The 23,031-nt window shown below is 72.0% G+C and carries 25 protein-coding genes; 17 read left to right on the top strand and 8 right to left on the bottom strand.

Annotated elements, in window-relative coordinates; all coding sequences use genetic code 11:
* Window positions 1-2: 2 nt before the first annotated feature.
* Window positions 3-1,640, bottom strand: a complete 1,638-nt coding sequence (locus tag ON759_RS12890; RefSeq protein ID WP_271680797.1) for a serine hydrolase — start codon at window positions 1,638-1,640, stop codon at window positions 3-5.
* Window positions 1,641-1,738: 98 nt separating this feature from the next.
* On the opposite strand from ON759_RS12890, the gene ON759_RS12895 reads away from it, so the two are divergent.
* Together ON759_RS12895 and ON759_RS12900 are read left to right on the top strand one after the other, a co-directional pair.
* Window positions 1,739-2,563 (top strand): DUF72 domain-containing protein, encoded by an 825-nt coding sequence (locus ON759_RS12895; protein ID WP_271680798.1) that lies wholly within the window; start codon window positions 1,739-1,741, stop codon window positions 2,561-2,563.
* A gap of 85 nt (window positions 2,564-2,648) precedes the next feature.
* Window positions 2,649-3,932, top strand: coding sequence for an NTP/NDP exchange transporter (locus tag ON759_RS12900; RefSeq protein WP_271680799.1), 1,284 nt, complete (start codon window positions 2,649-2,651; stop codon window positions 3,930-3,932).
* A gap of 8 nt (window positions 3,933-3,940) precedes the next feature.
* On the opposite strand, the gene ON759_RS12905 is transcribed toward ON759_RS12900, so the two are convergent.
* The gene (locus ON759_RS12905) at window positions 3,941-4,321 is read right to left on the bottom strand and encodes a TfoX/Sxy family protein (RefSeq protein WP_271680800.1); all 381 of its coding nucleotides are present in this window, start codon (window positions 4,319-4,321) and stop codon (window positions 3,941-3,943) included.
* 31 nt (window positions 4,322-4,352) lie between these two features.
* Between ON759_RS12905 and ON759_RS12910 the strand changes: the two genes are divergently transcribed.
* Genes ON759_RS12910 through ON759_RS12920 form a run of 3 tightly spaced genes read left to right on the top strand, consistent with a single transcriptional unit; the run spans window position 4,353 to window position 7,668 of the window.
* On the top strand, window positions 4,353-5,315 hold the full coding sequence (locus ON759_RS12910) for a DMT family transporter (protein ID WP_271680801.1): 963 nt from the start codon (window positions 4,353-4,355) through the stop codon (window positions 5,313-5,315).
* Window positions 5,316-5,356: 41 nt separating this feature from the next.
* Window positions 5,357-6,985 carry an ExeA family protein gene (locus ON759_RS12915; RefSeq protein WP_271680802.1) on the top strand — a complete coding sequence of 543 codons (1,629 nt, stop codon included), beginning with the start codon at window positions 5,357-5,359 and terminating at the stop codon, window positions 6,983-6,985.
* 8 nt (window positions 6,986-6,993) lie between these two features.
* The gene (locus ON759_RS12920) at window positions 6,994-7,668 is read left to right on the top strand and encodes a general secretion pathway protein GspB (RefSeq protein WP_271680803.1); all 675 of its coding nucleotides are present in this window, start codon (window positions 6,994-6,996) and stop codon (window positions 7,666-7,668) included.
* 9 nt (window positions 7,669-7,677) lie between these two features.
* On the opposite strand, the gene ON759_RS12925 is transcribed toward ON759_RS12920, so the two are convergent.
* A complete protein-coding gene (locus tag ON759_RS12925) occupies window positions 7,678-8,052 on the bottom strand; it encodes a VOC family protein (RefSeq protein WP_271680804.1) in 375 nt (124 codons plus the stop codon).
* A gap of 66 nt (window positions 8,053-8,118) precedes the next feature.
* Between ON759_RS12925 and ON759_RS12930 the strand changes: the two genes are divergently transcribed.
* From ON759_RS12930 to ON759_RS12945, 4 genes are all read left to right on the top strand, one after another.
* A complete protein-coding gene (locus ON759_RS12930) occupies window positions 8,119-8,340 on the top strand; it encodes an RNA-binding S4 domain-containing protein (RefSeq protein WP_271680805.1) in 222 nt (73 codons plus the stop codon).
* 105 nt (window positions 8,341-8,445) lie between these two features.
* Window positions 8,446-8,955, top strand: coding sequence for a sigma-70 family RNA polymerase sigma factor (locus ON759_RS12935; RefSeq protein ID WP_271680806.1), 510 nt, complete (start codon window positions 8,446-8,448; stop codon window positions 8,953-8,955).
* 14 nt (window positions 8,956-8,969) lie between these two features.
* The gene (locus ON759_RS12940) at window positions 8,970-9,629 is read left to right on the top strand and encodes a hypothetical protein (RefSeq protein ID WP_271680807.1); all 660 of its coding nucleotides are present in this window, start codon (window positions 8,970-8,972) and stop codon (window positions 9,627-9,629) included.
* A gap of 93 nt (window positions 9,630-9,722) precedes the next feature.
* Entirely contained in the window at window positions 9,723-9,851 is a 129-nt protein-coding gene (locus tag ON759_RS12945) for a hypothetical protein (protein ID WP_271680808.1), read from the top strand.
* A 1-nt stretch (window position 9,852) separates the two neighbouring features.
* Here ON759_RS12945 and ON759_RS12950 read toward each other — a convergent pair whose 3' ends face one another.
* Window positions 9,853-10,950: a hypothetical protein gene (locus ON759_RS12950; protein ID WP_271680809.1), complete on the bottom strand. Its 1,098-nt coding sequence runs from the start codon at window positions 10,948-10,950 to the stop codon at window positions 9,853-9,855.
* A 133-nt stretch (window positions 10,951-11,083) separates the two neighbouring features.
* On the opposite strand from ON759_RS12950, the gene ON759_RS12955 reads away from it, so the two are divergent.
* The 3 genes from ON759_RS12955 to ON759_RS12965 all read left to right on the top strand — a co-directional run bounded on the left by ON759_RS12955 (window position 11,084) and on the right by ON759_RS12965 (window position 13,390).
* Complete coding sequence (locus ON759_RS12955) at window positions 11,084-12,223, top strand: sterol desaturase family protein (protein ID WP_271680810.1); 1,140 nt, start codon at window positions 11,084-11,086, stop codon at window positions 12,221-12,223.
* A 73-nt stretch (window positions 12,224-12,296) separates the two neighbouring features.
* Entirely contained in the window at window positions 12,297-12,668 is a 372-nt protein-coding gene (locus ON759_RS12960) for a DUF1428 domain-containing protein (protein WP_271680811.1), read from the top strand.
* A gap of 41 nt (window positions 12,669-12,709) precedes the next feature.
* On the top strand, window positions 12,710-13,390 hold the full coding sequence (locus tag ON759_RS12965; RefSeq protein WP_271680812.1) for an MliC family protein: 681 nt from the start codon (window positions 12,710-12,712) through the stop codon (window positions 13,388-13,390).
* Here the strand turns inward: ON759_RS12965 and ON759_RS12970 are convergent.
* Complete coding sequence (locus ON759_RS12970; RefSeq protein ID WP_271680813.1) at window positions 13,387-14,493, bottom strand: DUF1615 domain-containing protein; 1,107 nt, start codon at window positions 14,491-14,493, stop codon at window positions 13,387-13,389. The genes ON759_RS12965 and ON759_RS12970 overlap by 4 nt on opposite strands.
* Window positions 14,494-14,593: 100 nt before the next feature.
* On the opposite strand from ON759_RS12970, the gene dbpA reads away from it, so the two are divergent.
* Window positions 14,594-15,970: an ATP-dependent RNA helicase DbpA gene (gene dbpA / locus ON759_RS12975; protein ID WP_271680888.1), complete on the top strand. Its 1,377-nt coding sequence runs from the start codon at window positions 14,594-14,596 to the stop codon at window positions 15,968-15,970.
* A gap of 12 nt (window positions 15,971-15,982) precedes the next feature.
* Here dbpA and ON759_RS12980 read toward each other — a convergent pair whose 3' ends face one another.
* Window positions 15,983-16,639: a DsbA family oxidoreductase gene (locus ON759_RS12980; RefSeq protein ID WP_345780553.1), complete on the bottom strand. Its 657-nt coding sequence runs from the start codon at window positions 16,637-16,639 to the stop codon at window positions 15,983-15,985.
* An 11-nt stretch (window positions 16,640-16,650) separates the two neighbouring features.
* Window positions 16,651-18,315 carry a urocanate hydratase gene (gene hutU / locus ON759_RS12985; protein WP_271680815.1) on the bottom strand — a complete coding sequence of 555 codons (1,665 nt, stop codon included), beginning with the start codon at window positions 18,313-18,315 and terminating at the stop codon, window positions 16,651-16,653.
* Window positions 18,316-18,579: 264 nt separating this feature from the next.
* Between hutU and ON759_RS12990 the strand changes: the two genes are divergently transcribed.
* Entirely contained in the window at window positions 18,580-19,803 is a 1,224-nt protein-coding gene (locus ON759_RS12990; protein ID WP_271680816.1) for an alkaline phosphatase family protein, read from the top strand.
* Complete coding sequence (locus ON759_RS12995; protein ID WP_271680817.1) at window positions 19,800-20,297, top strand: methylated-DNA--[protein]-cysteine S-methyltransferase; 498 nt, start codon at window positions 19,800-19,802, stop codon at window positions 20,295-20,297. Before ON759_RS12990 ends, ON759_RS12995 begins: the two co-directional genes overlap by 4 nt.
* A 19-nt stretch (window positions 20,298-20,316) precedes the next feature.
* Here the strand turns inward: ON759_RS12995 and ON759_RS13000 are convergent, their stop codons facing one another.
* Window positions 20,317-21,615 (bottom strand): formimidoylglutamate deiminase, encoded by a 1,299-nt coding sequence (locus ON759_RS13000; RefSeq protein WP_425608483.1) that lies wholly within the window; start codon window positions 21,613-21,615, stop codon window positions 20,317-20,319.
* Between ON759_RS13000 and ON759_RS13005 the strand changes: the two genes are divergently transcribed.
* A complete protein-coding gene (locus tag ON759_RS13005; RefSeq protein ID WP_271680819.1) occupies window positions 21,614-21,793 on the top strand; it encodes a hypothetical protein in 180 nt (59 codons plus the stop codon). The two genes, ON759_RS13000 and ON759_RS13005, sit on opposite strands and share 2 nt — an antisense overlap.
* Window positions 21,786-23,006 carry an imidazolonepropionase gene (gene hutI / locus ON759_RS13010; RefSeq protein ID WP_271680820.1) on the top strand — a complete coding sequence of 407 codons (1,221 nt, stop codon included), beginning with the start codon at window positions 21,786-21,788 and terminating at the stop codon, window positions 23,004-23,006. Before ON759_RS13005 ends, hutI begins: the two co-directional genes overlap by 8 nt.
* Window positions 23,007-23,031 lie beyond the last annotated feature (25 nt).

A 23,031-nucleotide genomic window follows, 5' to 3' on the forward strand; every position in this document is an offset into this window, starting at 1 on the left:
ACTCAGCGCGCCGGCACCGGCGCCAGCCGCAGGTCCTGGAAGTCGAAGCTGAAGTCGGTCAGCGGCGACACCGGCTCCATCCGCAGCTCGCGGATCGCGCCGTCGGCATCCAGCGAGAAATTCAGGAAAGCGTCGGCGTTCAGGCCGCGGTCGCGCCAGCGCACGATGAAGCTGTCGTGCTGCCAGTGCTCGATGTCGCCCAGCAGCTCCGCGGTCTTGGCGAACTGCATCTCCAGCCCCTTCGCGCCCTGGCGGATCACGACGTCGCCGTACCACGGGTCGCGGTAGGTGCCGGCGTACTTCGCCAGCGGCAATGAAGGCTTCGACGCGCCGTCGCGCGCGGCCACGTGCTTCTGCCAGTCCTCGTCGGCATTGCCCTGCGCCTTGGCGAACGCGGCGGCATAACCCTTGAGCCAGTCGTGCCCGCCGGTGCCGAGCATCATGTCCAGCGCCTCGTAGGTGATCGCGTTGAAGGCCACCCCGGCTTCCGCGCTGGTCAGCACCACCACGCCGATGCGCGCGTCCGGCAACAGGGTCAGGCGCGAGACCTGGCCCGGCCAGCCGCCGGTGTGCCACACCAGCCGGTGCCCGGCGTAATCGGACAGCTGCCAGCCCTGCGCGTAGCCGAGGAAATTGGGCGCCGCCGCGGCGAGCTCCGGCACCGAAGGCTTGCCCACCGGGATCGGCGTGAGCATGGTCCACATCTCGCGCTGGCGCTGTGCCGAGAACAGCCGCTTGCCGCCGCTGCCGGGGATCTCGCCGCCGGCCAGCTGCGCGTTCATCCACTTGGACAGGTCGTGCACGCTGGCATAGATGCCGCCGGCGCCGGACACGTTGCGCCAGCTGGTCACCCCGACCGGGCGCAGGTCCTTGAAGTCGAACTTGGCGTGGCCGGTGGCGACGTTGTCGCCGGGCTTGAGGTCGTCGCTGTTGTAGCGGGTCTCGCGCATGCCCAGCGGATCCCAGATGCGGGTCTGCAGGAACTGCTGGAACGACATCCCCGAGGCCGACTCGACCACCAGCCCCGCCACCCCGAACAGGATGTTGTCGTAGGCGTACTGCTCGCGGAAGCCGCCGGTCAGCGGCACGTCCTTCAGGCGCTCGGCGACTTCGCGGGTAGTGTAGGTGGTGGTCGGCCAGTACAGCAGGTCGCCGGCGCCCAGGCTCAGGCCGCTGCGGTGCGCCAGCAGGTCGCGGATGCGCATCTCGCGGGTGACGTAGGCATCGCTCATGCGGAACCACGGCAGGTGGTCGATGACGCGGTCGGTGGTCTTCAGCTTGCCGTCGTCCTGCAGCATGTTCAGCGCCGCCGCGGTGAACGCCTTGGTGTTGGAGGCGATGGCGAACATCGTGTGCGCGTCGACCTTGGCCGGCTCGCCGAGCTTGCGCACGCCGTAGCCGCGCTCCAGCACCACCTGGCCGTCCTTGACGATGGCCACCGCGACGCCGGGCACGTCGAACTGCGCCTGCACCGAGGCGACGAAGGCGTCGAAGCGCGCCAGCCGCGCGGCGTCGGGGCCGGGCGCGACGAGCGACGCGGCGGTGTCGTCGACGCGGATCGGCGGCGCCTGTTGCGCCTGCAACGGGGCCGCGGCGGCCAGGGTCATCGCCAGCGACAGCGCCAAGGTCCGGATCCGCATCGCGCACACTCCACCCAATCCCGAAGAAGCCGCGAGTATGCCGCCCGCCCGCGCGCGGCGCGATGCGCCATCGGTCATGCGCGGCTATCCTCGTCGCGATGGACCTGTTCGACGACACCCGCCGCACCACCGACGGCATCCGCGTGGGGATCGGCGGCTGGACCTATGCGCCGTGGCGCGACAACTTCTACCCGAAGGGCCTGGTCCAGCGCCGCGAGCTCGAATACGCCAGCCGCCATGTCGGCGCGATCGAGATCAACGGCACCTACTACGGCGCGCAGAAGCCGGCGACCTACGCGAAATGGCGCGACGAGGCGCCGGGCGGCTTCGTGTTCTCGGCAAAGGCGCCGATGCGGATCATGCAGTCGCGCCAGCTGGCGAGGACCGGGCCGCAGGTGGAGGATTTCGTCGGCGGCATCGCCACACTCGGCGCCAAGCTGGGGCCGATCGTGTGGCAGTTCGATGCCGGCCTCCGCCTCGACCGCGACGCCTTCGCCGCGTTCTGCGCGCTGCTGCCGGCGCAGGCTGGCGGCCACCGGCTGCGCCACGTGCTGGACGTGCGCGACCCCGCCTTCGTCGATGCCGACTACCTCGCACTGGCGCGGCGGCACGGCTTCGCCACGGTGTACACCGATTCGCCGGACCATCCCTCGTTCGCCGATGTCACCGCCGACTTCGTGTACGCGCGGCTGATGCGCACGCGGGCCGACATCGCCACCGGCTATCCCGATGACGAACTGGCGGCGTGGGCGGCACGCGCACGCCTGTGGGCGGCCGGCGGCGAACCGGCCGACCTGCCGAAACTCGAGGCGGTGCCCGCGCCGGCCATGCCACGCGAGGTGTTCGTCTACTTCATCAGCGCGGCCAAGGCCCGCAATCCCGCCGCCGCGATGGCGCTGATGGCACGGCTCGCGCAGGGCTGACCCTGACCCGCGGCACGTGCCATCCGGCACTGCACCGCGGCCACGGCGTCGGCGACGCTGGCGCCTCCCCGCCCGGACCGCCTGCATGACGCGACGCCTGCTCACCCGCGCCCTCGGCCTGCAGGCCCACGAAGCCCGCCCGGTGCTCGGCGGCTTCGCACTGTTCTTCCTGCTGTTCTGCGGCTATTTCATGCTGCGGCCGGTGCGCGAGACCATGGGCATCACCGGCGGCGTGGACAACCTGCACTGGCTGTTCACCGGCACCTTCGTCGCGACCGTGGCGGCGATGCCGCTGTTCGGCTGGATCGCCTCGCGGGTCGCGCGCCGGCGCATCCTGTACTGGGTGTACGGCTTCTTCGCCGCGAACCTGGTGCTGTTCGCGCTGGGCCTGCTGCGTGCGCCGGACGACGTCTGGCTGGCGCGCGGCTTCTACGTCTGGCTGTCGGTGTTCAACATGATCGCGATCTCGCTCGCCTGGAGCGTGCTGGTCGACCTGTTCTCCACCGGCGAGGCCAAGCGCCTGTTCCCCGCGGTCGCGGCCGGGGCCAGCGCCGGCGGGTTGGCCGGCCCCTTGCTCGGGGTGGCGCTGGTCGGCGCGATCGACCATGCCGGCTTGCTGCTGCTGTCGGCGGCGCTGCTCGGCGGGGCCGGGATCGCCGCCTGGCGGGTACAACGCTGGCGCGATGCCCACCCGCTGGCGACGGACGCCGCGCATGGCCGGGCACGCCCGCTTGGCGGCAATCCATTCGCGGGCCTGGTCGACGTGCTGCGCTCGCCGTACATGCTGGGCATCGCGCTGTTCGTGGTCCTGCTGGCCAGCGCCAACACCTTCCTCTACATCGAGCAGGCGCGGCTGGTCGAGGCGGCGTTCCCGGACAAGGCGGCGCAGACGCGGGTGTTCGGCCTGATCGACGCCACCGTGCAGGCGCTGGCGATCGTCTCGCAGTTGTTCATCACCGGGCGGATCGCGCAACGGCTCGGGATCGGCGTGCTGCTGGTCGGCGTGCCGCTGCTGGTGGGCGCCGGCTTCGCCTGGCTGGCGCTCGCGCCCAGCTTCGGCGTGTTCGTCGCGGTGATGATCGTGCGCCGCGCCGGCGAATACGGCTTCATGCGCCCCGGCCGCGAGATGCTGTGGACCGCGGTCACCGACAGCGCCAAGTACAAGGCCAAGAACTTCACCGACAGCGTGGTCTACCGTGCAGGCGACATGGCCAGCGCCTGGGTCAAGACCGGGGTGGATGCACTGTCCGGGACCCCGGCGCTGGCGATGCTGGTCGGGGCCGCGGTGTGCATGGCCTGGGCCGCCAACGGACACCTGCTGGCGAAGGCGCAGGCGCGGCGGGAGGCGGACGACACACCCGCCGCCTGAGGCGTCGCTCAGCGCGCGCGAGGCCGCTTCCGCGGCGGCGCCGCGGCCTGTTTCTTCGGCTTGGGGAGCGGCGCGCGCAGCGCGGCTTCCCAGGCGCGGCGTGCCCACGGACGGAAGTCCTCCGGCGAATCGAGCGCGGCGTCCGGTGCGCGCCAGTAGCGCATCGCCACCACCCGCCCGCGCGCCTCGTAGGCGAACGGCGCGCTGCCGGCCGCCTCGAAGTCGCCGCGGGTGGCCTCGTCGACCTTCAGGTAAGGGACCCCGTCGACCACGATCCCGAGGATGCGCCCGTCGCGGTAGATCCCGTGCCCGCCGAACATCGCCTTGAACGCGACCGGCGCGAACGCCGAGAACAGGTCGCGCAGGTGTTCGAGGTCGTCGTTGCGCATGTGGCCCCTCCGGTGCCGCGATAATGCGCCGATGGCGACCTCCGACACCACCCGCGCGCTCTGGCAGATCCACCTGTGCGTGCTGCTGTGGGGCTTCACCGCGATCCTCGGCAAGCTGATCAGCCTGCCGGCGCTGCCGCTGGTGTGGTGGCGGATGCTGATCGTGGTCGCCGCGCTCGCGCTGTTGCCGCGGGTCTGGCGCGGGCTGCGCGCGTTGCCGGCGCGCACGCGCTGGGCGTACGCGGGGATCGGCGCGCTGGTCGCCTTGCACTGGCTCACCTTCTACGGCGCGATCAAGTTGTCGAACGCGTCGGTCGCCGCCACCTGCATCGCCTTCGCCACCCCGATCACCGCGCTGGTGGAGCCGCTGCTGACCCGCCAGCGCTTCCAGCCGCGCGACCTCGCGCTGGGCGTGTTGTCGCTGCCCGGGATCTGGCTGGTGGTCGGCGGCGTGCCGGCCGGGATGCACGCGGGGATCGTCGCCGGGGTGGCGTCGGCCTGCCTGGTGGCGCTGTTCGGCAGCCTCAACAAGCGCATGGTCGATGCCGGCGACCCGCTGACCGTGACCGCGCTGGAACTCGGCGCCGGCACCCTGGTGCTGACCCTGCTGGCGCCGCTGATGCCGCTGCTGGTGCCCGCATTCGCCGGGCCGCTGCTGGTCCTGCCCGCGGGCATGGACGCGCTGTGGCTGGTGGTGCTGGCGCTGGCCTGCACGCTGTTCCCGTTCGCCCTGTGCTTGGTCGCCCTGCGCCACCTTTCGGCCTTCACCGCGCAGCTCTCGGTGAACCTGGAGCCGGTGTACGCGATCGTGCTGGCCGCCCTCCTGTTCGGCGAGCAGCAGGAACTGAGTGGGCGGTTCTACCTGGGCGTGGCGATCATCCTCGGCGTGGTGTTCGCGCAGGGCCTCCTGGCCGGTCGCCGCGGCAACGACCGCGCCGAACATGCGGAGCTGCTGGGCGTGAGCGAGGCCAAGCAGGTCGCCGAACATGACTGAGCCCGCGTGCACCGCGCCAAGCGCCGTGGCAGGCTAGCCGGATGTACCTGGGCTATTACGGGCTGCGCGAAGCGCCCTTCTCGATCACCCCGGACCCGCGCTTCGTGCACCTCAGCGAGCGCCACCGGGACGCGCTGGCGCACCTCCTGTTCGGCATCGACAAGGGCGGCGGCGGCGGCTTCGTGCAGCTCACCGGCGAGGTCGGGACCGGCAAGACCACCCTGAGCCGGCTGTTGCTGGAGCAATTGCCGGCGCATGCGCGGATCGCGCTCGTGCTCAATCCGCGGCAGGATGGCACCGAGCTGCTGGAGACCATCTGCGAGGAACTGCACCTGCCCATCGAGGGCAAGCGCGGCAGCGCCAAGGCCCTGGTCGACACGCTCAACGCCTACCTGCTGGAGGCCTACGCCGAAGGCCTGCGCGTGGTGCTGCTGATCGACGAGGCGCAGAACCTCCCGGCCGATGCGCTGGAGCAGGTGCGCCTGCTGACCAACCTCGAGACCGATACCCAGAAGCTGCTGCAAATCCTGCTGCTGGGCCAGCCCGAACTGCGCAGCCTGCTGGCGCGGCCCGAGCTGCGCCAGCTCGCGCAACGGATCACCGCGCGCTACCACCTGACCCCGCTGGATGCGCAGGAGACCGCCGAATACCTGCGCCACCGCTGGCGCGTCGCGGGCGGGCAGAAATTCCCGTTCGAGGCCAAGGCGATCCGCCGCCTGCATGCCCGCTCCGGCGGCGTGCCGCGCCTGCTCAACGTGATCGCCGAACGTGCGCTGCTGGCCGGCTATGCGCGCGACGCCGCCAACATCGACGCGCGCCTGGTCGATGCCGCCGCGGACGAGGTCCTGCCGCCGCGGGCACGCCGGCGCTGGCCGTGGCTGGCCGCCGCGGCCGTGGTCGCGGTGGTCGCCGCGGGTGCCCTGCTGTGGCCGCGCCTGTCGCCGACGCCGGCCCCGGTGCCGCCTGCGAAGGCCGCGACCATGCCCAATGCCGCCAGCACGCCTGCCGTGGCCACGCCGACCCCGAAGCCTGCACCGCCCCCGGTGCCGACGCTGCAAGCCGACGCGCTGGCCTCGCTGATCGGGGCCACCGGCGATACCCCGGTGCCCGCGTGGCAACACCTGCTGTCGCTGTGGTCGCTGCCCGGCGACGCGATCACCGTGGATCCGGCGGGCCCCTGCGCGACCGCCGCCAGCGCCGATGTGCACTGCGTGTCGGGACGCAACAACCGGCTCGAGGCGCTGGTCGCGCTGGACCGCCCGCTGCTGCTGCGCTTGGCCGATGGCGACGCCAGCGCCTGGGCCGTGCTGCTCGGCGCCGATGCACGGCGCGCGCGTGTACGCATCGGCAGCCGCACCGTGGACCTTGACCGGGCCCTGTTGCAGGCGCGCTGGGATGGCCGCTACGCCGGGCTCTGGCGCGGACCTGCAACGCTCGCCAGCGCACCTCGCGTCGGCGACGCGGGGCCTGCGGTGGACTGGATCCGTGCACGGCTGCCAACCGCCTCCGCCGCCGCTGCCGGCACCCCTTACGATGCGGGGCTGCGCGATGCCGTGCGCACCGTGCAGGCCGCGCGCGGCCTGCCGACGGACGGCATCGCCGGCCCGCTCACCCTGATGGCCCTGGCCAGCGACGACGCCGGCCCGCGCCTTGCGCGCGTGCTCGAATAGGCCCGCCCATGTCCCTGATCCTCGAAGCCCTGCGCAAGTCGGAAGCCGAACGCCGTCGCGGCCTGGCCCCCGACGTGGCGATGGAACTGCCGCCGGTGCCGGCGACGCGCACCCGCGCCATCCCGGCCTGGACCTGGCCCGCGCTCGCCGTGGCCGTGTTCGCGGTCGCTGCCGCGGGCTGGTGGATGCTGCGCGACGACCGCGCGTCGGAACCGTCCGCCGACGTGGTGCCTGCGGCCGACACCAGCGAGGCGGACGCCGTGCCCGCACCGCCGGTGGTGGTGCGTCGGCAGGCACCCACCCCCGCCCCCGCGACATCGGCGCCCAGCGCTTCGGGCCCGGCGGCGGCGACGCCGACCGCGATGCCCGCGTCCGGCCTCGGCATCGTGCCTCCCGCGGCGCCCACCGCACCCGCTGCCCCACCGCCGCGCCCGGCACCGGCATCGGCACCAGCGCCGGCATCGATGGCCGTGGCTGTCCCCGACCTCGATGCCACCGGCCTCCCGCCGGTCAAGCTGACCATGCACATGTGGGATGAAACCCCGGCGCGGCGCTTCGTCATCCTCGACGGGCAGCGCATGGCCGAGGGCGACCGCAGCGGTGGGCTCAGCGTGGTCGAGATCCGCCGCGACGGGGTGGTGGTGGAACGCGACGGGCAGCGCGCACGCGTGCCGCTGCCCTGAGCCGCAGGCTCAATCGCCCATGTAGCAGCAGTTGAGCTTGTTGCCGTCGAGGTCCCGGAAGTACGCCGCGTAGAAACCGGGATAGCGTTGCCCGGGCGCGCCCTCGTCGCTGCCGCCGAGTTCGAGCGCCTTGGCATGGACTGCATCCACCTGTTCGCGGCTGGCCGCGCCCAGCGCGACCATGCAGCCGTTGCCCACCGTGGCCGCCCGCTTGTCGAAGGGATAGGTGATGCCGAGGCCGGCGCCGTGTTCGGAATTGCCCCAGGCGATGAAGTAGTCGGGTTCTTCCATGAAGCGCTTGGCGCCCAGCGGGGCGAGCACGGCATCGTAGAAGGCGGCGGCACGCGCGAGGTCGCGGGTGCCGAGGGTGGCGTAGGCCAGCATGGGTCGCTCCAACGGGAATGGGAGGCGCAGCCTACACCCGCGGCGCGGCACCGGTATCCTGCCCGGATGGACAGCATCGACTTCGAGCTCGACCGCGATTTCGTGGAACTCAACCAGTTGCTGAAGCTGGCCGGCCTGTGCGACTCCGGCGGCGCCGGCAAGCAACTGGTGGCCAGCGGCGCGGTGCGCGTGGATGGCGTGGCGGAACTGCGCAAGACCGCGAAGATCCGCGCCGGCCAGGTGGTGCGGGTGGGCGACGTCGAGATCCGGGTGCTCGCCGCCCCCTGACGATGTGCTTCGCCACCGTGTGAGATTCCGCACGCTGGCGCGAATCATGGATTCGAGAGGCGCACGCAACGCGCCGGGGATTCCATGGATACGATGGCCGCCAGCATGTCCGCCACGACCGCGACCAACGGCCACGAGGCCTTCAGCGAGCGCCTGCAGCGGCATCGCGGGATCGTGTTCAAGGTCGCGAACAGCTACGCCCGCAGGCCGGAGGACCGCGACGACCTGGTGCAGGACATCTGCACGCAGCTCTGGCACGCGTGGCCGAAGTACGACCCGACGCGCAGCTTCAGCACCTGGATGTACCGCGTGGCGCTGAACGTGGCGATCAGCCACGTGCGCGAGCAAGTCATGCGGGCGCGCCATGATGCGGTGCCGCTGGACGAAGGGCTGCACGACGTCGCCGACGCCGGTGGCGCCGACCACGAACGCGACCAGCATGTGCGCGTGCTCCAGCGCTTCATCCAGCGGCAGCCGCCGCTCGACCGCGCCCTGCTGCTGCTCTACCTCGACGACCGCCCGCAACGCGAGATCGCCGAGATCCTCGGCATCACCGAAAGCAACGTCTCCACCAAGATCGGGCGCCTCAAGCAGCGCGTCCGCGACGAACTTTGACCGACCTGGACCGCATGGACACGACGATGGAACTCGACGACCTGAAATCCGCCTGGCAGGCGCTGGACGCCCGCCTGGCCCGCCAAGACGCGCTGCAACTGGAACTGCTGCGCGGGCAGAAGCAGGCGCAGGCGCGCCGCCACCTGCGCCCGCTGCTGTTCGGCATGGCGCTGCAGGCATTGCTCGGCATCGGACTGGTGCTGCTCGGCGTTGGCTGCTGGCGCAACAACCTCGACGTCCCCGGCCTGCTCGCCGCCGGCATCGCGCTGCACGCGTTCGGCGTCCTGCACATCGCCTTCGCCGGCATCGTCGCCGGACTGGCCATGAGCCTCGACCTTGCGGCCCCGGTGCTGTCCATCCAAAAGCGCTTGCGCCAGCTGCTGCGGCTCCAGGTGCTGAACTCCAACGTCTGCGGCGCGCCGTGGTGGGTGCTGTGGGTGCTGGTGGTGATCGGTTTCGCCGGCCTGTCGCCGGCGCGCCTGCCGGGGCCGACGCCGACCTGGATCTGGATCAGCCTGGCCATCGGCATCGCCGGGACCCTGGCCACCTGGTGGTGGTCGGCACGCCGCACGCGCGGGCCGCACGACCTGCTTGCGCGCATGGACGATGGCGCGGATGGGATCCGCCGCAACCTGCGCCTGTTCGAGGACCTGCAGGCGTTCGAACGCGACTGATCCCTGCCGAAGGTTGGCTGACTTCGCGCACGTCCCGTGCATCGTGGCCTGCGCTAGCGTGGATGCACATCCCCAGACCGCATGCAGCACCCCATGAAGAAGATCCTGCTCGGCATGGCACTCGTCGCGATCCTGTGCATGGTCGGCGCCGCCGGCTACCGCTTCGGCCAGCACCTGGCGCAACGCGAGGGCGCGCAGGCCACGGCGCAGGCCGACGCCTGACTCAGCGCGGCGCCTGCGATGCGTCCACCGCCGGCACGGCGTCGGCCGCGGCGCCCGGGACCGCGTCCACCGGCTCGACCGCGAGGTCGGGGATCTCCAGCACCACGCCATCGAGCTCGGCCATCGGGCTGGCCTCGGGGCAACGCGGGTCGGGGAAGCCGAAGCGTTCGCGCAGGCCCAGCCCGCAGGCGTTGATCGCGTCGACATCGGGCTCGCTGCCGTCGGCTGGCTGCAGGCACTGGACCTCGTAGGCGCGCCGGAACAGGTCGCGACGGCGCAGGAAATCGGTGCCGCACTGGCGCGCCAGCCGGATGCGGTCGAGGTCATCCTCCACCGCGTTCTCGCCGGACAATCCCAGCCGCGCGAGCTCGGCGTCGTCGAGCAGGTGCAGGGTGCGGTTCGGCACCGTGGTCATCAGGTCGTAGACCTCGACCGACGCGCCATTGCGCTCCAGGTAATTGCGCAGGTCCTCGCTCACCTGGCGCAACTCGGCGCCGAGTTCCTTGCGCGAGGTCGCGGCGGAGCGCACGCGGATCATGCGGTGGATGCCGACCGGCCCGGCGACCACGCGCATGTCGCCGGCGGCCAGCAGCAGCACGCAGGCGCTGTAGCAATGCGAGTCGCCGCGCACCCAGATGGTCCAGTCGTTCTCGCCGATCGCGTCGCCGGCGCGGATCGCGGCTTCGACATGCCCGCCGACCGAATCCAGGTCGAGGATGCGCTTGCCGATGCCGAGGTCGCCGGCGACGTCGCCGGTGCGCTCGGCCAGGGCCGCGAAGCTGGCGGTGACCTTGCCGACATAGCGCACCCGCACCAGGCCGGTGGCGCGGCAGTCCTGCATCAGCTTGCGCAGGTCGGTGTAGGCCAGCGACAGCACCGGCCGGCCCTCGCCCGCGTGGTAGTCCGCGCTGCACGCGATCCAGGCATCGCCCGCCTCCAGCCGCACCGGCGACCAGTCGATGACCGGCTGCGGGGCGCGCTGCACTTCCGGGGCCGCGGTCACCGGCTGTTCCGCGCCGGCATTGGTCTGCGTCGGTGCCTCGCGGGCGCAGGCCGCCAGCGACAGGCAGAGCAAGGCGATCAAGGAACGAACGGGCATCGTGCGGCGCATGGCGGGAATGCCACGAGTCTAGGCCGCGGGCGCCGTGTTGCGTGCAATGCAGGATGAACCAAGCGCCGGCATCCGCTTACGATGCGCCTGCGCCCACCACCCGGTGGCCCGGGACCCCGGCATGCACGACAACACGCATCCGATCGCACCGCGCCGTTCCTGGCTGGCGCACCTGTCCGCCGGCCTCGGCCTGGCCGCCCTGCTCGGCGTGCTCTGCTTCCATTTCCCCGAGCAGCTCACCAGCCGCGATTTCCGCGCGGCGTACAGCGAGGCCTTCGCCCGCCACCTGCTGCTGTTCGGGCTGGTCGCCGCGTTCGCCACCGGCACCCTGGCGATCCTGCGCGGCCGCGACCGCCGGGTCGCGATGCTCGGGGTGGGCAGCGCCGCGATCGCGGTGCTGCTGGGCGGCGCGACGGTCCACTTCGATCCGATCGACGCCACTCCGTTCTCGCTGGGGCTGGACTGGTTCGTGATCTCGCTGTTCTTCTCGGCGCTGGTGTTCATCCCGATCGAACGGCTGGCGCCGGTGCGGCCGATGGCGCCGTTGCGCCCCGGCTGGCGCACCGACCTCGCCTACTTCTTCATGGGTCACGTTCTGGTCCAGTTCATCCTGATCGCGGTCACTGCCTCCACCACCACGGTCGCCGCGCTGGTCGCCTTCCCGGCGGTGCGCGCCTGGGTGCAGGCGATGCCGCCGTGGGTGCAGTTCCTGCTCGCGGTGTTCGTCGCCGACCTGGCCCAGGCCCTGCTGCACCGGGCCTACCACCGCGTGCCCTGGCTGTGGCGCTTCCACGCCGTGCATCACTCCAGCCGACGCATGGACTGGCTGGCGGGGTCGCGCATGCGCCTGCTGGAGATCCTGCTGACCCGCAGCGTGGTGTTGATGCCGCTGGTGGTACTGGGCTTCAGCCCCTCGGCGATCAATGCCTACGTCGTCCTGGTCGGGCTGCAGGCGGTGCTCGCGCATGCCAACCTGCGGCTGGATTTCGGCCCGCTGGAACAGCTGCTGGTGACCCCGCGCTACCACCACTGGCACCACGCCCGCGATGGCGCCTACGTCGACGCCAACTACGCGATCCACCTGCCGCTGGTCGACCGCCTGCTGGGTACGCACCGGCTGCCGCCGCGCGGGCAATGGCCCGCCGAATACGGGGTGATGAAGCTGGAGACCGTGCCGCGCGGGTTCTGGGCGCAGGCGCGGATGCCGTTCCTGCGCCGCCGTCGCTGGGACGACTTCGTCGGCCGCGACGACACCGAGTGAGGGTGTCGAAACCGCCCACCCCCGTTCGTCGCGACAGGAGAGGCGCATCCCGCGCCGCGCACAGGAGCCCCGCATGGCCTACATCGATGGATTCGTGATCGCCGCCCCCGCCGCCCGCCGGCAGGAGGTGGTCGACTACGCCGCGCGCTTCGACCCGCTGTTCCTCGAAGTCGGCGCCACCCGCGTGGTGGAAGCCTGGGGCGACGACGTGCCGCACGGCAAGCTCACCGACTTCCATCGCGCGGTCGCCGCGACCGAAGACGAAGTGGTGATGTTTTCCTGGGTCGAGTGGCCGGACAAGGCCACCCGCGACGCCGGCATGGCGCGGCTGATGCAGGACCCGCGGATGGACCCGGCCAATCCGGACAACCCGCCAGTGCCGTTCGATGGTAAGCGCATGATCTTCGGCGGCTTCGAGATGGTGCTGGAGCTGCCGAAGGCCTGAGCGCAGCGGCGTATGCTGGCGGCCTCGACCGGAGACCGCCCATGCGCCGCGCCGCCCTGCCCTGCCTGATCGCGTCCCTCCTGCTCGCCGGCTGCCAGCCGTCCCCGGCGCCGGCGCCCGCCGCTGCACCCACCACGACGCCGCCCGCCGCGACTGCCAGCGATGCGCCCGCCGCGCCGCCCGCGACATCTGCGGCACCCACGCAGGGCGAGGGCCCGAGCTTCGATTGCAGCAAGGCCCGCGGCGCGCAGGAGCAACTGGTCTGCGGCGATCCCGAACTGGCCGCGCTTGACCGCCAGCTGGCCGCGACCTACCGGCAGGCGCAGGCCAAGGCCAGCGACCCGGCCCTGCTGCGCGCCACCCAGCGCGGCTGGATCAAGGGCCGCGACGATTGCTGGAAGGCCGCGGACATCCGCAGCTGCGTGTTCGAAGCGTACGTCCGCGGCATCGTCGACTTGCGCATCCAGCACGGACTCGTCCAGGTCCCGGCGACGGTCGAATACCGCTGCGATGACGACACGGCGCGCGTCGCCGCGGTGTTCTACAACGACCCGCCGCAGGCGATGGTGCTCACCGTCGGCGACGACCAGGCAATCCTGCCGATCGCCCGCAGCGGCAGCGGTGCGCGCTACGCCGCGAGCGGCGTCGAATTCTGGGAACACCAGGGCGAAGCCAGCATCGACTTCTTCGGCAAGACGCTGCGCTGCACCCCGGCGCGCTAACGCGCCAGGCAGGCCTTCCAGCGCGCGTCGACCCGTCCGGCGAACCACGCGGTGGTCAGCGGCCGGGTGATCTTCGGGCTGGACAACGCGATGTCGGGCACCCGCGCGCGCGGCACCGGCTTGCCGCTGCCGGCGGCATCGGCGATCGCGTACACGCTGCGGTACAGCGCGGTGCTGGCGAAGTCCGCGCCATGCCCCTTGGCGAGGTCGGCGCGGATCGCCGCGGCATCCATGGCCAGGCGCACGTCGATGCCGCGCAGCGCGGCCTCGGTCGTGCCCGGCCGGTTCATCGGCGCACCCGGGGCGAGCAGGTCGCCGTCGCGGACCAGGCGGGTCCCGGTGGCGATCGCCACCGCCTGCTGGAACGCGGCATTGCGGCTGGCATAGCGGCCCGCGTTGAAGTCGGCGAAGCGGTACAGCGGGCGGTCGTAGTCCGCGGGATAGTCGAGCAGGTGCCGGATCCCGAAATACAGCCCGCCGCGGCGGGTGAACACCTCGTGCCGGATCGAGCCCTGCACGGTGTAGGGATAGCCGCGCGCATGGCGCTCGGCGAAGGCCACCGACACCTGCATCGGCCCGCCGGTGCGCACCGGGTTCAGGCCGGCCAGCAGGCGCCCGCTGCCCAGCGGCAGCCGCGCGATCATCTCCTCGAACAATGCGCTCAGCTCGCGCTCGGTGCGCAAGGCCTGCAGCCGCTGTGCCCAGCTGCGGCCATCCGGCGCGCGCAGGACCAGCGCGGCATCCACCGCGAATGCAGGCACGTGGCGCGCCGCCGCGCGGCGCTTGATCTCGGCCAGGGCGATGCGGCCGAGGCCGGGCACCGGCGGATCGGCGCGGTACGTGGATTCCTGCTCGACCACCGCCAATGCCGCGCACAGGTTGGCATCGCTGGGCTCGATCTCGAGCGCGGCGAAGGCCGCCTGCACGTCGCGCGCCCAGCCTTCGCGGTCGTGCAGGGTCGCCGGCAACTTGCGCAGCAGCGCGGCGTGGACCTCGTCCGGGGTGCGCGGACGTGCGCCGTCGCAGGCCGCCAGCGCCGCGAGCAGGCAGCCAAGTCCGAACAGGGTGGGCAAGCGTCGGCGGAAGCGTGGGGCGTGCGTCATGGGCGCGGCCTGCAGGGTGACGCGCAGGCTAGCAGGGCCGGCTGAACCGGCCTCGACCGCGCCGCGACCCCGCCCGGCCTGCGATCATGCACGCATGACCATGCCCACCACCTTCGCCGACCTCGCCCTCGCGCCCACCCTGCAGGCCGGGCTGGAGGCCCTCGGCTACGCCACGCTGACGCCGATCCAGGCGCAGGCCCTGCCGGCGATCCTGGCCGGCCGCGACGTCATCGCGCAGGCGCCCACCGGCAGCGGCAAGACCGCGGCATTCGGGCTCGGGCTGCTGCAGGGGATCGATGCGGGCGCCACCCGGACCCAGGCGCTGGTGCTCTGCCCCACCCGCGAACTAGCGGATCAGGTCGGCAAGCAGTTGCGCAAGCTCGCCACCGGGATCGCCAACCTCAAGTTGTCGGTGCTGTGCGGCGGCATCCCGCTGGCGCCGCAGCTGGCCTCGCTGGCGCATGCGCCGCACGTGGTGGTCGGCACGCCCGGCCGGGTGCTGGAACTGGTGCAGCTGGACGCCCTCGACCTGCGCGGCGTGCGCGTGCTGGTGCTCGACGAAGCCGACCGCATGCTGGACATGGGCTTCGACGAACCGATCCGCGCGCTGGTCAAGCGCACGCCCAAGGACCGGCAGGCGCTGCTGTTCTCGGCCACCTTCCCCGACGCGATCCGCCTGCTCGCCACCGCGATGCTGCGCGACCCGCTGGAGGCCAGCGTCGACGGCGACGCGCACGCGCCGCGCATCGAGGCCCATTTCTTCGAGGCAGACCCCGCGCGCCGCGCGCCCCAGCTCGCCGCGCTGCTGCTGCAGTTCCGCCCCGACTCCGCGGTGGTGTTCTGCAATACCCGCCGCGATGCCGACGACGTCGCCGGTTCGCTGGCGCACTACGGCTTCAGCGCGCTCGCCCTGCACGGCGACCTCGAGCAACGCGACCGCGAGGAAGTGCTGGTGCGCTTCGCCAACCGCAGCTGCAACGTGCTGGTCGCCAGCGACGTCGCCGCGCGCGGGCTGGATATCGAGGACATCGGCGCGGTGGTGAACTTCGAGCTGCCCACCGATGCCGACACCTACCTGCACCGCATCGGCCGCACCGGCCGCGCCGGCCGCGACGGCCTGGCCCTGAGCCTGGTCGCGCCCGGCGAGCGCAATCGCGCGATGCTCATCGAGCAGCGCCAGGGCACGCCGATCCGCTACGACCGCATCGATCCGCTGGACGGCAAGCCGCGCGGCGTGCCGCAGGCCGCGATGGCCACCCTGCGCATCGATGCCGGCCGCACCGACAAGCTGCGCCCGGGCGACATCGTCGGCGCGCTGACCGGCGACGCCGGCCTGGCGAAGGAGGCGATCGGCAAGATCGATGTGTTCGCTACCCGGAGCTACGTCGCCATCGCGCGCCCCGAGGCCGGGCATGCACTGGAGCGACTGCGCGCCGGCAAGATCAAGGGCCGGCGGTTCCGCATCCACGGGCTGTGAGGACAGCGCGCTTCAGTTGTCGGCGCGGGCCGCCTGTCGCAAGGCCTGCACGAACACCTCGGGCGGCTGGCCGCCGCTGACCAGCAGGCGACGCTCGATGATCACCGCCGGCACGCTGCGGATGCCGGCCTCCTGGAAGAATCGCTCGGCGGCGCGTACCTCGTCCGCGAACAGGCCGGACGCCAGCACCTCGCGGGCGCGCGCGTCATCCAGCCCCACGCCAGTGGCAAGCTCGGCCAGCACCGCGTGGTCGCTGACATCCCGACCTTCGCTGAAGTTCGCCACCAGCAGTGCGCGCTTCAGCGGCAGCTGGTGCATCGGCGACTCCACCCCGGCCCAATGCAGCAGGCGGTGCGCGTCGAAGGTGTTCCAGGTCCGGCTGCGCGCCGTGAAATCGAAGGTGAAGCCAAGCTCGGCGCCGCGATCGCGGATGCGCGCCTGGTTCTCGGCCAGTTGCGCATCGCTCATGCCGTACTTGCGCTTGAGGGTCTCGGCGACGTCGGCGCCGCCCGCCGGCATCGTCGGATCGAGTTCGAACGGCTGGACATGCAGGTCCGCGGCGACCTCGCCCTGCAACTGGCACAGGGCCTGCTCCAGCGAGGCCAGCCCGATCGCGCACCAAGGGCACACGACGTCGGAGACGAAGTCGATGCGCAGGGATTTGGGCATCTGCGCGCTCATCACAGCATCGGCAACTTGAGCCGCTGTTCCTTCGCGCAGGCTTGCGCGATCTCGTAGCCCGCATCCGCATGCCGCATGACGCCGGTGCCGGGGTCGTTCCACAGCACGCGGGCGATGCGCTTGTCGGCGGCCTCGCTGCCGTCGCAGACGATGACCACGCCGCTGTGCTGCGAGTAGCCCATGCCGACGCCGCCGCCGTGGTGCAGCGACACCCAGGTGGCGCCGCCAGCGACGTTGAGCATGGCGTTGAGCAGCGGCCAGTCGCTGACCGCATCGCTGCCGTCGCGCATGGCTTCGGTTTCGCGGTTGGGCGAGGCCACGCTGCCGCTGTCGAGGTGGTCGCGACCGATCACCACCGGCGCCTTCAGCTCGCCGTTGCGGACCATCTCGTTGAAGGCCAGGCCCAGTTTGTGGCGCAGGCCCAGGCCGACCCAGCAGATACGCGCCGGCAGGCCCTGGAAGCTGATGCGCTCGCGCGCCATGTCCAGCCAGCGATGCAGGTGCGCGTCGTCGGGGATCAGTGCCTTGACCTTGGCATCGGTCTTGTAGATGTCCTCCGGGTCGCCGCTGAGCGCGACCCAGCGGAACGGGCCGATGCCGCGGCAGAACAGCGGCCGCACGTAGGCCGGCACGAAGCCCGGGAAGTCGAACGCGTTCTCGCAGCCTTCGTCCTTGGCCATCTGCCGGATGTTGTTGCCGTAGTCGACGGTGGGGATGCCGGCGGCGTGGAAGGCCAGCATCGCTTCGACATGCACGCGCATCGACCGCTTCGCCGCGTCGCGCACCGCCTCGGGATTCGCCTGCTGTTCGGCCTCCCATTGCGCCACGCTCCAGCCGATCGGCAGGTAGCCGTGGACCGGGTCGTGCGCGCTGGTCTGGTCGGTCACGCAATCGGGCCGCACGCCCCGACGCACCAGCTCGGGCAGGATCTCGGCGGCATTGCCGAGCAGCGCGATGGACTTGGCTTCGCCGGCCGCGGTGTACCTCGCGATGCGGGCCAGCGCATCGTCGATGCCGGTGGCCTGCTCGTCGACGTAGCGGGTGCGCAGGCGGAAGTCGATGCTGCTCTGGCGGCATTCGATGTTGAGGCTGCATGCGCCAGCCAGCGACGCCGCCAGCGGCTGCGCGCCGCCCATGCCGCCCAGGCCGGCGGTCAGGATCCACTTGCCCTTGAGCGAGCCACCGTAGTGCTGGCGGCCCATCTCCACGAAGGTCTCGTAGGTGCCCTGCACGATGCCCTGCGAGCCGATGTAGATCCACGAACCGGCGGTCATCTGGCCGTACATCATCAGGCCCTTCCGATCCAGCTCGTTGAAGTGCTCCCAGGTCGCCCAGTGCGGCACCAGGTTGGAGTTGGCGATCAGCACCCGCGGTGCGTCGGCGTGGGTCGGGAACACGCCGACCGGCTTGCCGGACTGCACCAGCAGGGTTTCGTCATCGCCGAGGGTCTTCAGGGTCTCGAGGATGCTGTCGTAGCACGCCCAGTCGCGCGCGGCACGGCCGATGCCGCCGTAGACCACCAGGTCTTCCGGGCGTTCCGCGACCTCGGCATCGAGGTTGTTCTGCAACATCCGGAACGGCGCCTCGGTCAGCCACGAGCGGCAGGTGAGCGTGTTGCCGCGCGGCGCGCGGATCTGGCGGGACGGATCGTGGCGGCTGGACATCGGGCGCGGCTCCTGGAACGAAGCGGCGATTATCGCATCGCGGCCCGGAGCGGCCGTGCGGGCCAAGGTCGCAACCGGTTGCCAGGCACGGGCCGGATCCGTCGGCGAAATCAAGGAGGAGGCAGCGGCCCAAGGCCGATGCCGGGGGACATTCGCAGACGGATTCGGCCGATGCCGGACACCTACACCCGCGGATGCGTCAATCCGGCGATGGTCGAAGGCTGGCGCTGCCGGCCGGCCTCGGCGCGCCGGTATCATCGGCGCATGTCCCCCGCCTTCCGCATCGCGCTGCTGGTGCTGCTCGCGCTGTTCGCCGGTTGCACCACCCCACCGCCCGCCGCACCTGCCGCACCCACGGTCGTCCTGGTCTCGATCGACGGCCTGCCCGCCGCCGTGGTCGGCAGCGGCCGCATGCCGACGCTGGATGCGATCGCCGCCACGGGCACCCGCGCCGACTGGCTGGCACCCAGCTACCCCACGCTGACCTTCCCCAACCACTACACCCTCGCCACCGGCCTGCGCCCGGACCGCCACGGCATCGTCCACAACAACATGCGCGACCCGGTGCTGGGCATGTTCGTCTCGAAGGAGGCCAGCGCGCGCGATGGCCGCTGGTGGGGCGGCGAGCCGATCTGGAACACCCTGCAGCGGCAGGGCGGGATCGCCGCGACCATGTTCTGGCCCGGCTCCGAGGTCGAGATCGGCGGGCAACGCCCACGCTACTGGCTGCCGTTCGACGGCAAGAAGCCGGTGGAGGCACGCGTCGACCAGGTGCTCGCCTGGCTGGACCTGCCGCGCGAACGCAGGCCGCGGCTGCTGACCCTGTACCTGGAGCAATACGACGTGGCCTCGCACGCCGCGGGCATGCATTCCGCGCAGGCCATGCAGGCGCTCGCGACGATCGATGCCGGGCTGGCCCGCCTGCGTGCCGGCCTGCAGGCGCGCGGGCTGGACCGGACGACCGACCTCATCGTGCTGTCCGACCACGGCATGGCCGACGTGCGCGGCGAGGACATCCGCTACCTCGACGACCTGGTGCCGGACGCCGCACTCCAGGCCGAGTACGGCGGCCAGGTGATGGGCCTGCGCGCAGCCCCGGGCCGCGAAGCCGAGGTCGAAGCCGCGGTGCTCGGCCGGCACGACCACTACGCCTGCTGGCGCAAGGGCGAAACCCCGCCGGGCTGGCACTTCGGGCGCAACCCGCGGATCCCGCCGATCGTCTGCCAGGCCGACGATGGCTGGCGGGTCTGGCTGCATCGCTGGCCTAAACAACCGGCGCTCAAGGGCGAGCACGGCTTCGCGCCAGAAGACCCGGGCATGCGCGCGGTGTTCCTCGCCACCGGGCCCTCGTTCCGCCCGCGCACGCGCCTGCCGGCCTTCGACAACGTCGACGTCTATCCGCTGCTGGCGCACCTGCTGCGCATCCAGCCGGCGGCGAACGACGGCAGCCTGTCCCCGCTGCTGCCAGCCCTGCGGGAGACGCGGTGATCCTGTGCCGGCGCATCGACAGCCCGGTCGGCCCGCTGATGCTGGCCGCAGGCGATGACGGCCTGCGCCATATCGAGTTCCGCGAGAACCGCCACCCGGCCGACCGCAGCGACTGGCACGGCGGCGACAGCCCGGTGCTGCAGGCCGCGGAAGCGCAGCTGCGCGAATACTTCGCCGGCGAACGCCGCGCCTTCGACCTGCCGCTGGCCCCGCGCGGCACGCCGTTCCAGTTGCAGGTCTGGCAGGCGCTGGCCGGCATTCCCTACGGGAGTACCGTCAGTTACGCGCAATTGGCGCAGGCGGTGGGCAACCCCGAGGCGATGCGCGCGGTGGGCGCCGCCAATGGCCGCAACCCGCTGCCCATCGTGCTGCCCTGCCATCGGGTGATCGGCGCGGATGGCGCGCTGGTCGGCTTCGGCGGCGGCTTGCCGGTCAAGCAGCAGTTGCTGCGCCTGGAAGGCGCGCTGCCGGGCGAACAGGGTGGCTTGTTCTAGCGACGCCGCCCCGGCGTCGTCACGCCAGCAGCACCCTCATCGCCTCGCGGTAGCGGCTGGCGATGGCGTCGCGGTCGCGGTGGCGCCCGCCCTCCACCACGCGCATGCCGGCGACCTCGACGTCGCGGACCAGCGGGCGGTTGCCGGCGAACACCCAGCGATCCGCGACATCCGCGGTGGTGGCACCGGCGAGCAGCGGATGGTCGGCATCCAGCACGATCGTGTCGGCCTCGTCGAAACCGGTGCTGTCGGCGGCGCTGGCATGCACGCCGCCGAGCAGGGTGGCGCCGACGCTGGGCATCGCCACCGACGCCGCCACGTTGCGCCGCTGCTGGAACAAGCGCTGGCCGTACTCGAGCCAGCGCAGTTCCTCGACCGGCGATACCGACACGTGCGAGTCCGAGCCGATGCCCCAGCGGCCCCCTGCGGCGAGGTAGCGGTCCATCGGGAACAGGCCATCGCCGAGGTTGGCCTCGGTGGTGGGACACAGCGCCACGGTGGCGCCGCTGCGCGCGATGCCGCGGACCTCGGCATCGTCCAGGTGGGTCGCATGCACCAGGGTCCAGCGCGGATCGACGTCCGCGTTGTCCAGCAACCACTGCACCGGGCGGGCACCGCGGGCCGCGATGCAGTCCTCGACCTCGGCGGTCTGTTCAGCGATGTGCAGGTGGATGCGCGCATCGTCCGGCAATGCCGCGAGCACGGTGCGCATCGCGTCCGGCGGCACCGCGCGCAGGCTGTGCAGGGCGCAACCGACCCGCAACATCGCGCCCTCGCGGGCACGCAGGGCGTCCAGCAACCGCAGGAAGGGTTCGACCGCATGGCCGAAGCGGCGCTGGCGCTCCGACAGGGGCCGGCCATCGAATCCACCGGCCATGTACAGCACCGGCAGCAGGGTCAGGCGGATGCCGGCGGTGGCGGCGGCGGCGATCAGCGCCTCCGACATCGCGGTGGCCGGCGCGTACGGACCGCCGCCTGGCGCGTGGTGCAGGTAGTGGAACTCGCAGACCGTAGTGTAGCCCGCCTCCAGCATCTCGACATACAGCTGGGCCGCGACCGCCTGCAGCAACTCCGGCGTGAAGCGGCCCGCGATCGCGTACATCGTCTCGCGCCAGGTCCAGAACGAATCCGCCGGGTCCGTCTGCCGTTCGGCCAGGCCCGCCATCGCCCGCTGGAAGGCATGCGAGTGCAGGTTGGCGACGCCAGGCAGGCGCCAGCCGCGGGTATCGTGGCGTGCGGGGGTGGAGGTCTGCATCCGCGCATTGTCGCGCAATCGCCGCGGGGGCTGCGGTAGGCTGCGGGCAGCGGGAGGACGCATGGATTCGATGCTGGTGGTGGGCATGGCGTTCGCGGTACTGGCCTTGCTGGTGCTGATGATCCGCCGCTATCCGCTGGGCGGACGCGGCGGCGGCGACGTCGGCGGCTGGAACGGCGGCGGCAGCTGCGACAGCAATGGCGGTGGGGATGGTGGCTGCGACGGTGGCGGCGGTGACTGAGCCGCGCTACGACGGCCTGCTGCTGGCACCGACGCTGGCGACGCTGGATGGCGCCTCCGGCTATGGTCTGGTCGAGGACGGCGCGCTGGCCTGGAAGGACGGCATGCTGGCCTACGTCGGCCCGCGCGGCGGCCTGCCCGGCGATCCGGCGAGCATGGCCGACGAGGTGGTCGAGGCCGACGGCCTGGTCACCCCCGGCCTGGTCGATTGCCATACCCATGCGGTGTTCGCCGGCGATCGCGCCGTCGAATTCGAACTGCGCCTGCAGGGCGCGAGCTACGAGGCCATCGCCCGCGCTGGCGGCGGCATCCTGTCCACCGTGCGCGCGGTGCGGGCCTGCGACGAGGACGCCCTGCTGCGCGCCTCCGAGCCGCGCGCCCTCGCCCTGCTGCGCGATGGCGTGACCACGCTGGAGGTCAAGTCCGGCTACGGCCTGGACTTCGAGAACGAACGCAAGATGCTGCGGGTCGCGCGCGCCTTGGGCGCCCGGCTCGGCATCGACGTCCGCACCACCTACCTCGCCGCGCATGCGCTGCCGCCAGAATTCGCCGGCGACGCCGATGCCTACCTCGACGCCGCGATCGACTGGCTGCCGCGCCTGCACGCCGAAGGCCTGGTCGACGCGGTGGACGCATTCTGCGAGGGCATCGGTTTCTCGCCCAGGCAGACGCGGCGCATGTTCGAGGCGGCACGCGCGCTCGGACTGCCGGTGAAGCTGCACGCCGACCAGCTCAGCGACCTCGGCGGCGCGGCGCTGGCCGCGGAATTCGGCGGCCTGTCCGCGGACCACATCGAATACACCAGCGAAGGCGGCGTGCGCGCGATGGCCGCCGCGCGCACCGTCGCGGTGCTGCTGCCCGGTGCCTTCCACGTGCTGCGCGAGACCCAGCTGCCGCCGCTGGACCTGCTACGCGCGCATGGCGTGCCGATGGCGGTGGCCACCGACTGCAACCCCGGGACCTCGCCGCTGCTGTCGCTGCGTCACGCGATGCAACTGGCGTGCACGCACTTCCGCCTCACCCCCGAGGAAGCCCTGCGCGGCGCGACCCTGCATGCCGCCCGCGCGCTGGGGCTGCACGACCGCGGCGTGTTGCGGGTGGGGCTGCGCGCCGACCTCGCCGTGTGGCGCATGCGCGAACCCGCCGCCCTGTGTTACTGGTTGGGCGGGCAGTGGCTCGATGCCGCCTACGCCGGCGGCCGCCGGCTCGCCTGACCTCCCGCCTTCCCGGACATTTCCA

The sequence above is a fragment of the Thermomonas mangrovi genome, from assembly GCF_028201335.1.
In the GTDB taxonomy this organism is placed as follows: Bacteria; Pseudomonadota; Gammaproteobacteria; order Xanthomonadales; family Xanthomonadaceae; genus Thermomonas; species Thermomonas mangrovi.

Bases quoted from the DNA above. Each gene is read 5' to 3' on its own strand.
- ON759_RS12890 (WP_271680797.1), bottom strand. From the start codon at position 1,640: ATGCGGATCCGGACCTTGGCGCTGTCGCTGGCGATGACCCTGGCCGCC.
- ON759_RS12895 (WP_271680798.1), top strand. From the start codon at position 1,739: ATGGACCTGTTCGACGACACCCGCCGCACCACCGACGGCATCCGCGTG.
- ON759_RS12900 (WP_271680799.1), top strand. From the start codon at position 2,649: ATGACGCGACGCCTGCTCACCCGCGCCCTCGGCCTGCAGGCCCACGAA.
- ON759_RS12905 (WP_271680800.1), bottom strand. From the start codon at position 4,321: ATGCGCAACGACGACCTCGAACACCTGCGCGACCTGTTCTCGGCGTTC.
- ON759_RS12910 (WP_271680801.1), top strand. From the start codon at position 4,353: ATGGCGACCTCCGACACCACCCGCGCGCTCTGGCAGATCCACCTGTGC.
- ON759_RS12915 (WP_271680802.1), top strand. From the start codon at position 5,357: ATGTACCTGGGCTATTACGGGCTGCGCGAAGCGCCCTTCTCGATCACC.
- ON759_RS12920 (WP_271680803.1), top strand. From the start codon at position 6,994: ATGTCCCTGATCCTCGAAGCCCTGCGCAAGTCGGAAGCCGAACGCCGT.
- ON759_RS12925 (WP_271680804.1), bottom strand. From the start codon at position 8,052: ATGCTGGCCTACGCCACCCTCGGCACCCGCGACCTCGCGCGTGCCGCC.
- ON759_RS12930 (WP_271680805.1), top strand. From the start codon at position 8,119: ATGGACAGCATCGACTTCGAGCTCGACCGCGATTTCGTGGAACTCAAC.
- ON759_RS12935 (WP_271680806.1), top strand. From the start codon at position 8,446: ATGTCCGCCACGACCGCGACCAACGGCCACGAGGCCTTCAGCGAGCGC.
- ON759_RS12940 (WP_271680807.1), top strand. From the start codon at position 8,970: ATGGACACGACGATGGAACTCGACGACCTGAAATCCGCCTGGCAGGCG.
- ON759_RS12945 (WP_271680808.1), top strand. From the start codon at position 9,723: ATGAAGAAGATCCTGCTCGGCATGGCACTCGTCGCGATCCTGTGCATG.
- ON759_RS12950 (WP_271680809.1), bottom strand. From the start codon at position 10,950: ATGCCCGTTCGTTCCTTGATCGCCTTGCTCTGCCTGTCGCTGGCGGCC.
- ON759_RS12955 (WP_271680810.1), top strand. From the start codon at position 11,084: ATGCACGACAACACGCATCCGATCGCACCGCGCCGTTCCTGGCTGGCG.
- ON759_RS12960 (WP_271680811.1), top strand. From the start codon at position 12,297: ATGGCCTACATCGATGGATTCGTGATCGCCGCCCCCGCCGCCCGCCGG.
- ON759_RS12965 (WP_271680812.1), top strand. From the start codon at position 12,710: ATGCGCCGCGCCGCCCTGCCCTGCCTGATCGCGTCCCTCCTGCTCGCC.
- ON759_RS12970 (WP_271680813.1), bottom strand. From the start codon at position 14,493: ATGACGCACGCCCCACGCTTCCGCCGACGCTTGCCCACCCTGTTCGGA.
- dbpA (WP_271680888.1), top strand. From the start codon at position 14,594: ATGCCCACCACCTTCGCCGACCTCGCCCTCGCGCCCACCCTGCAGGCC.
- ON759_RS12980 (WP_345780553.1), bottom strand. From the start codon at position 16,639: ATGCCCAAATCCCTGCGCATCGACTTCGTCTCCGACGTCGTGTGCCCT.
- hutU (WP_271680815.1), bottom strand. From the start codon at position 18,315: ATGTCCAGCCGCCACGATCCGTCCCGCCAGATCCGCGCGCCGCGCGGC.
- ON759_RS12990 (WP_271680816.1), top strand. From the start codon at position 18,580: ATGTCCCCCGCCTTCCGCATCGCGCTGCTGGTGCTGCTCGCGCTGTTC.
- ON759_RS13005 (WP_271680819.1), top strand. From the start codon at position 21,614: ATGGATTCGATGCTGGTGGTGGGCATGGCGTTCGCGGTACTGGCCTTG.
- ON759_RS13000 (WP_425608483.1), bottom strand. From the start codon at position 21,615: ATGCGTCCTCCCGCTGCCCGCAGCCTACCGCAGCCCCCGCGGCGATTG.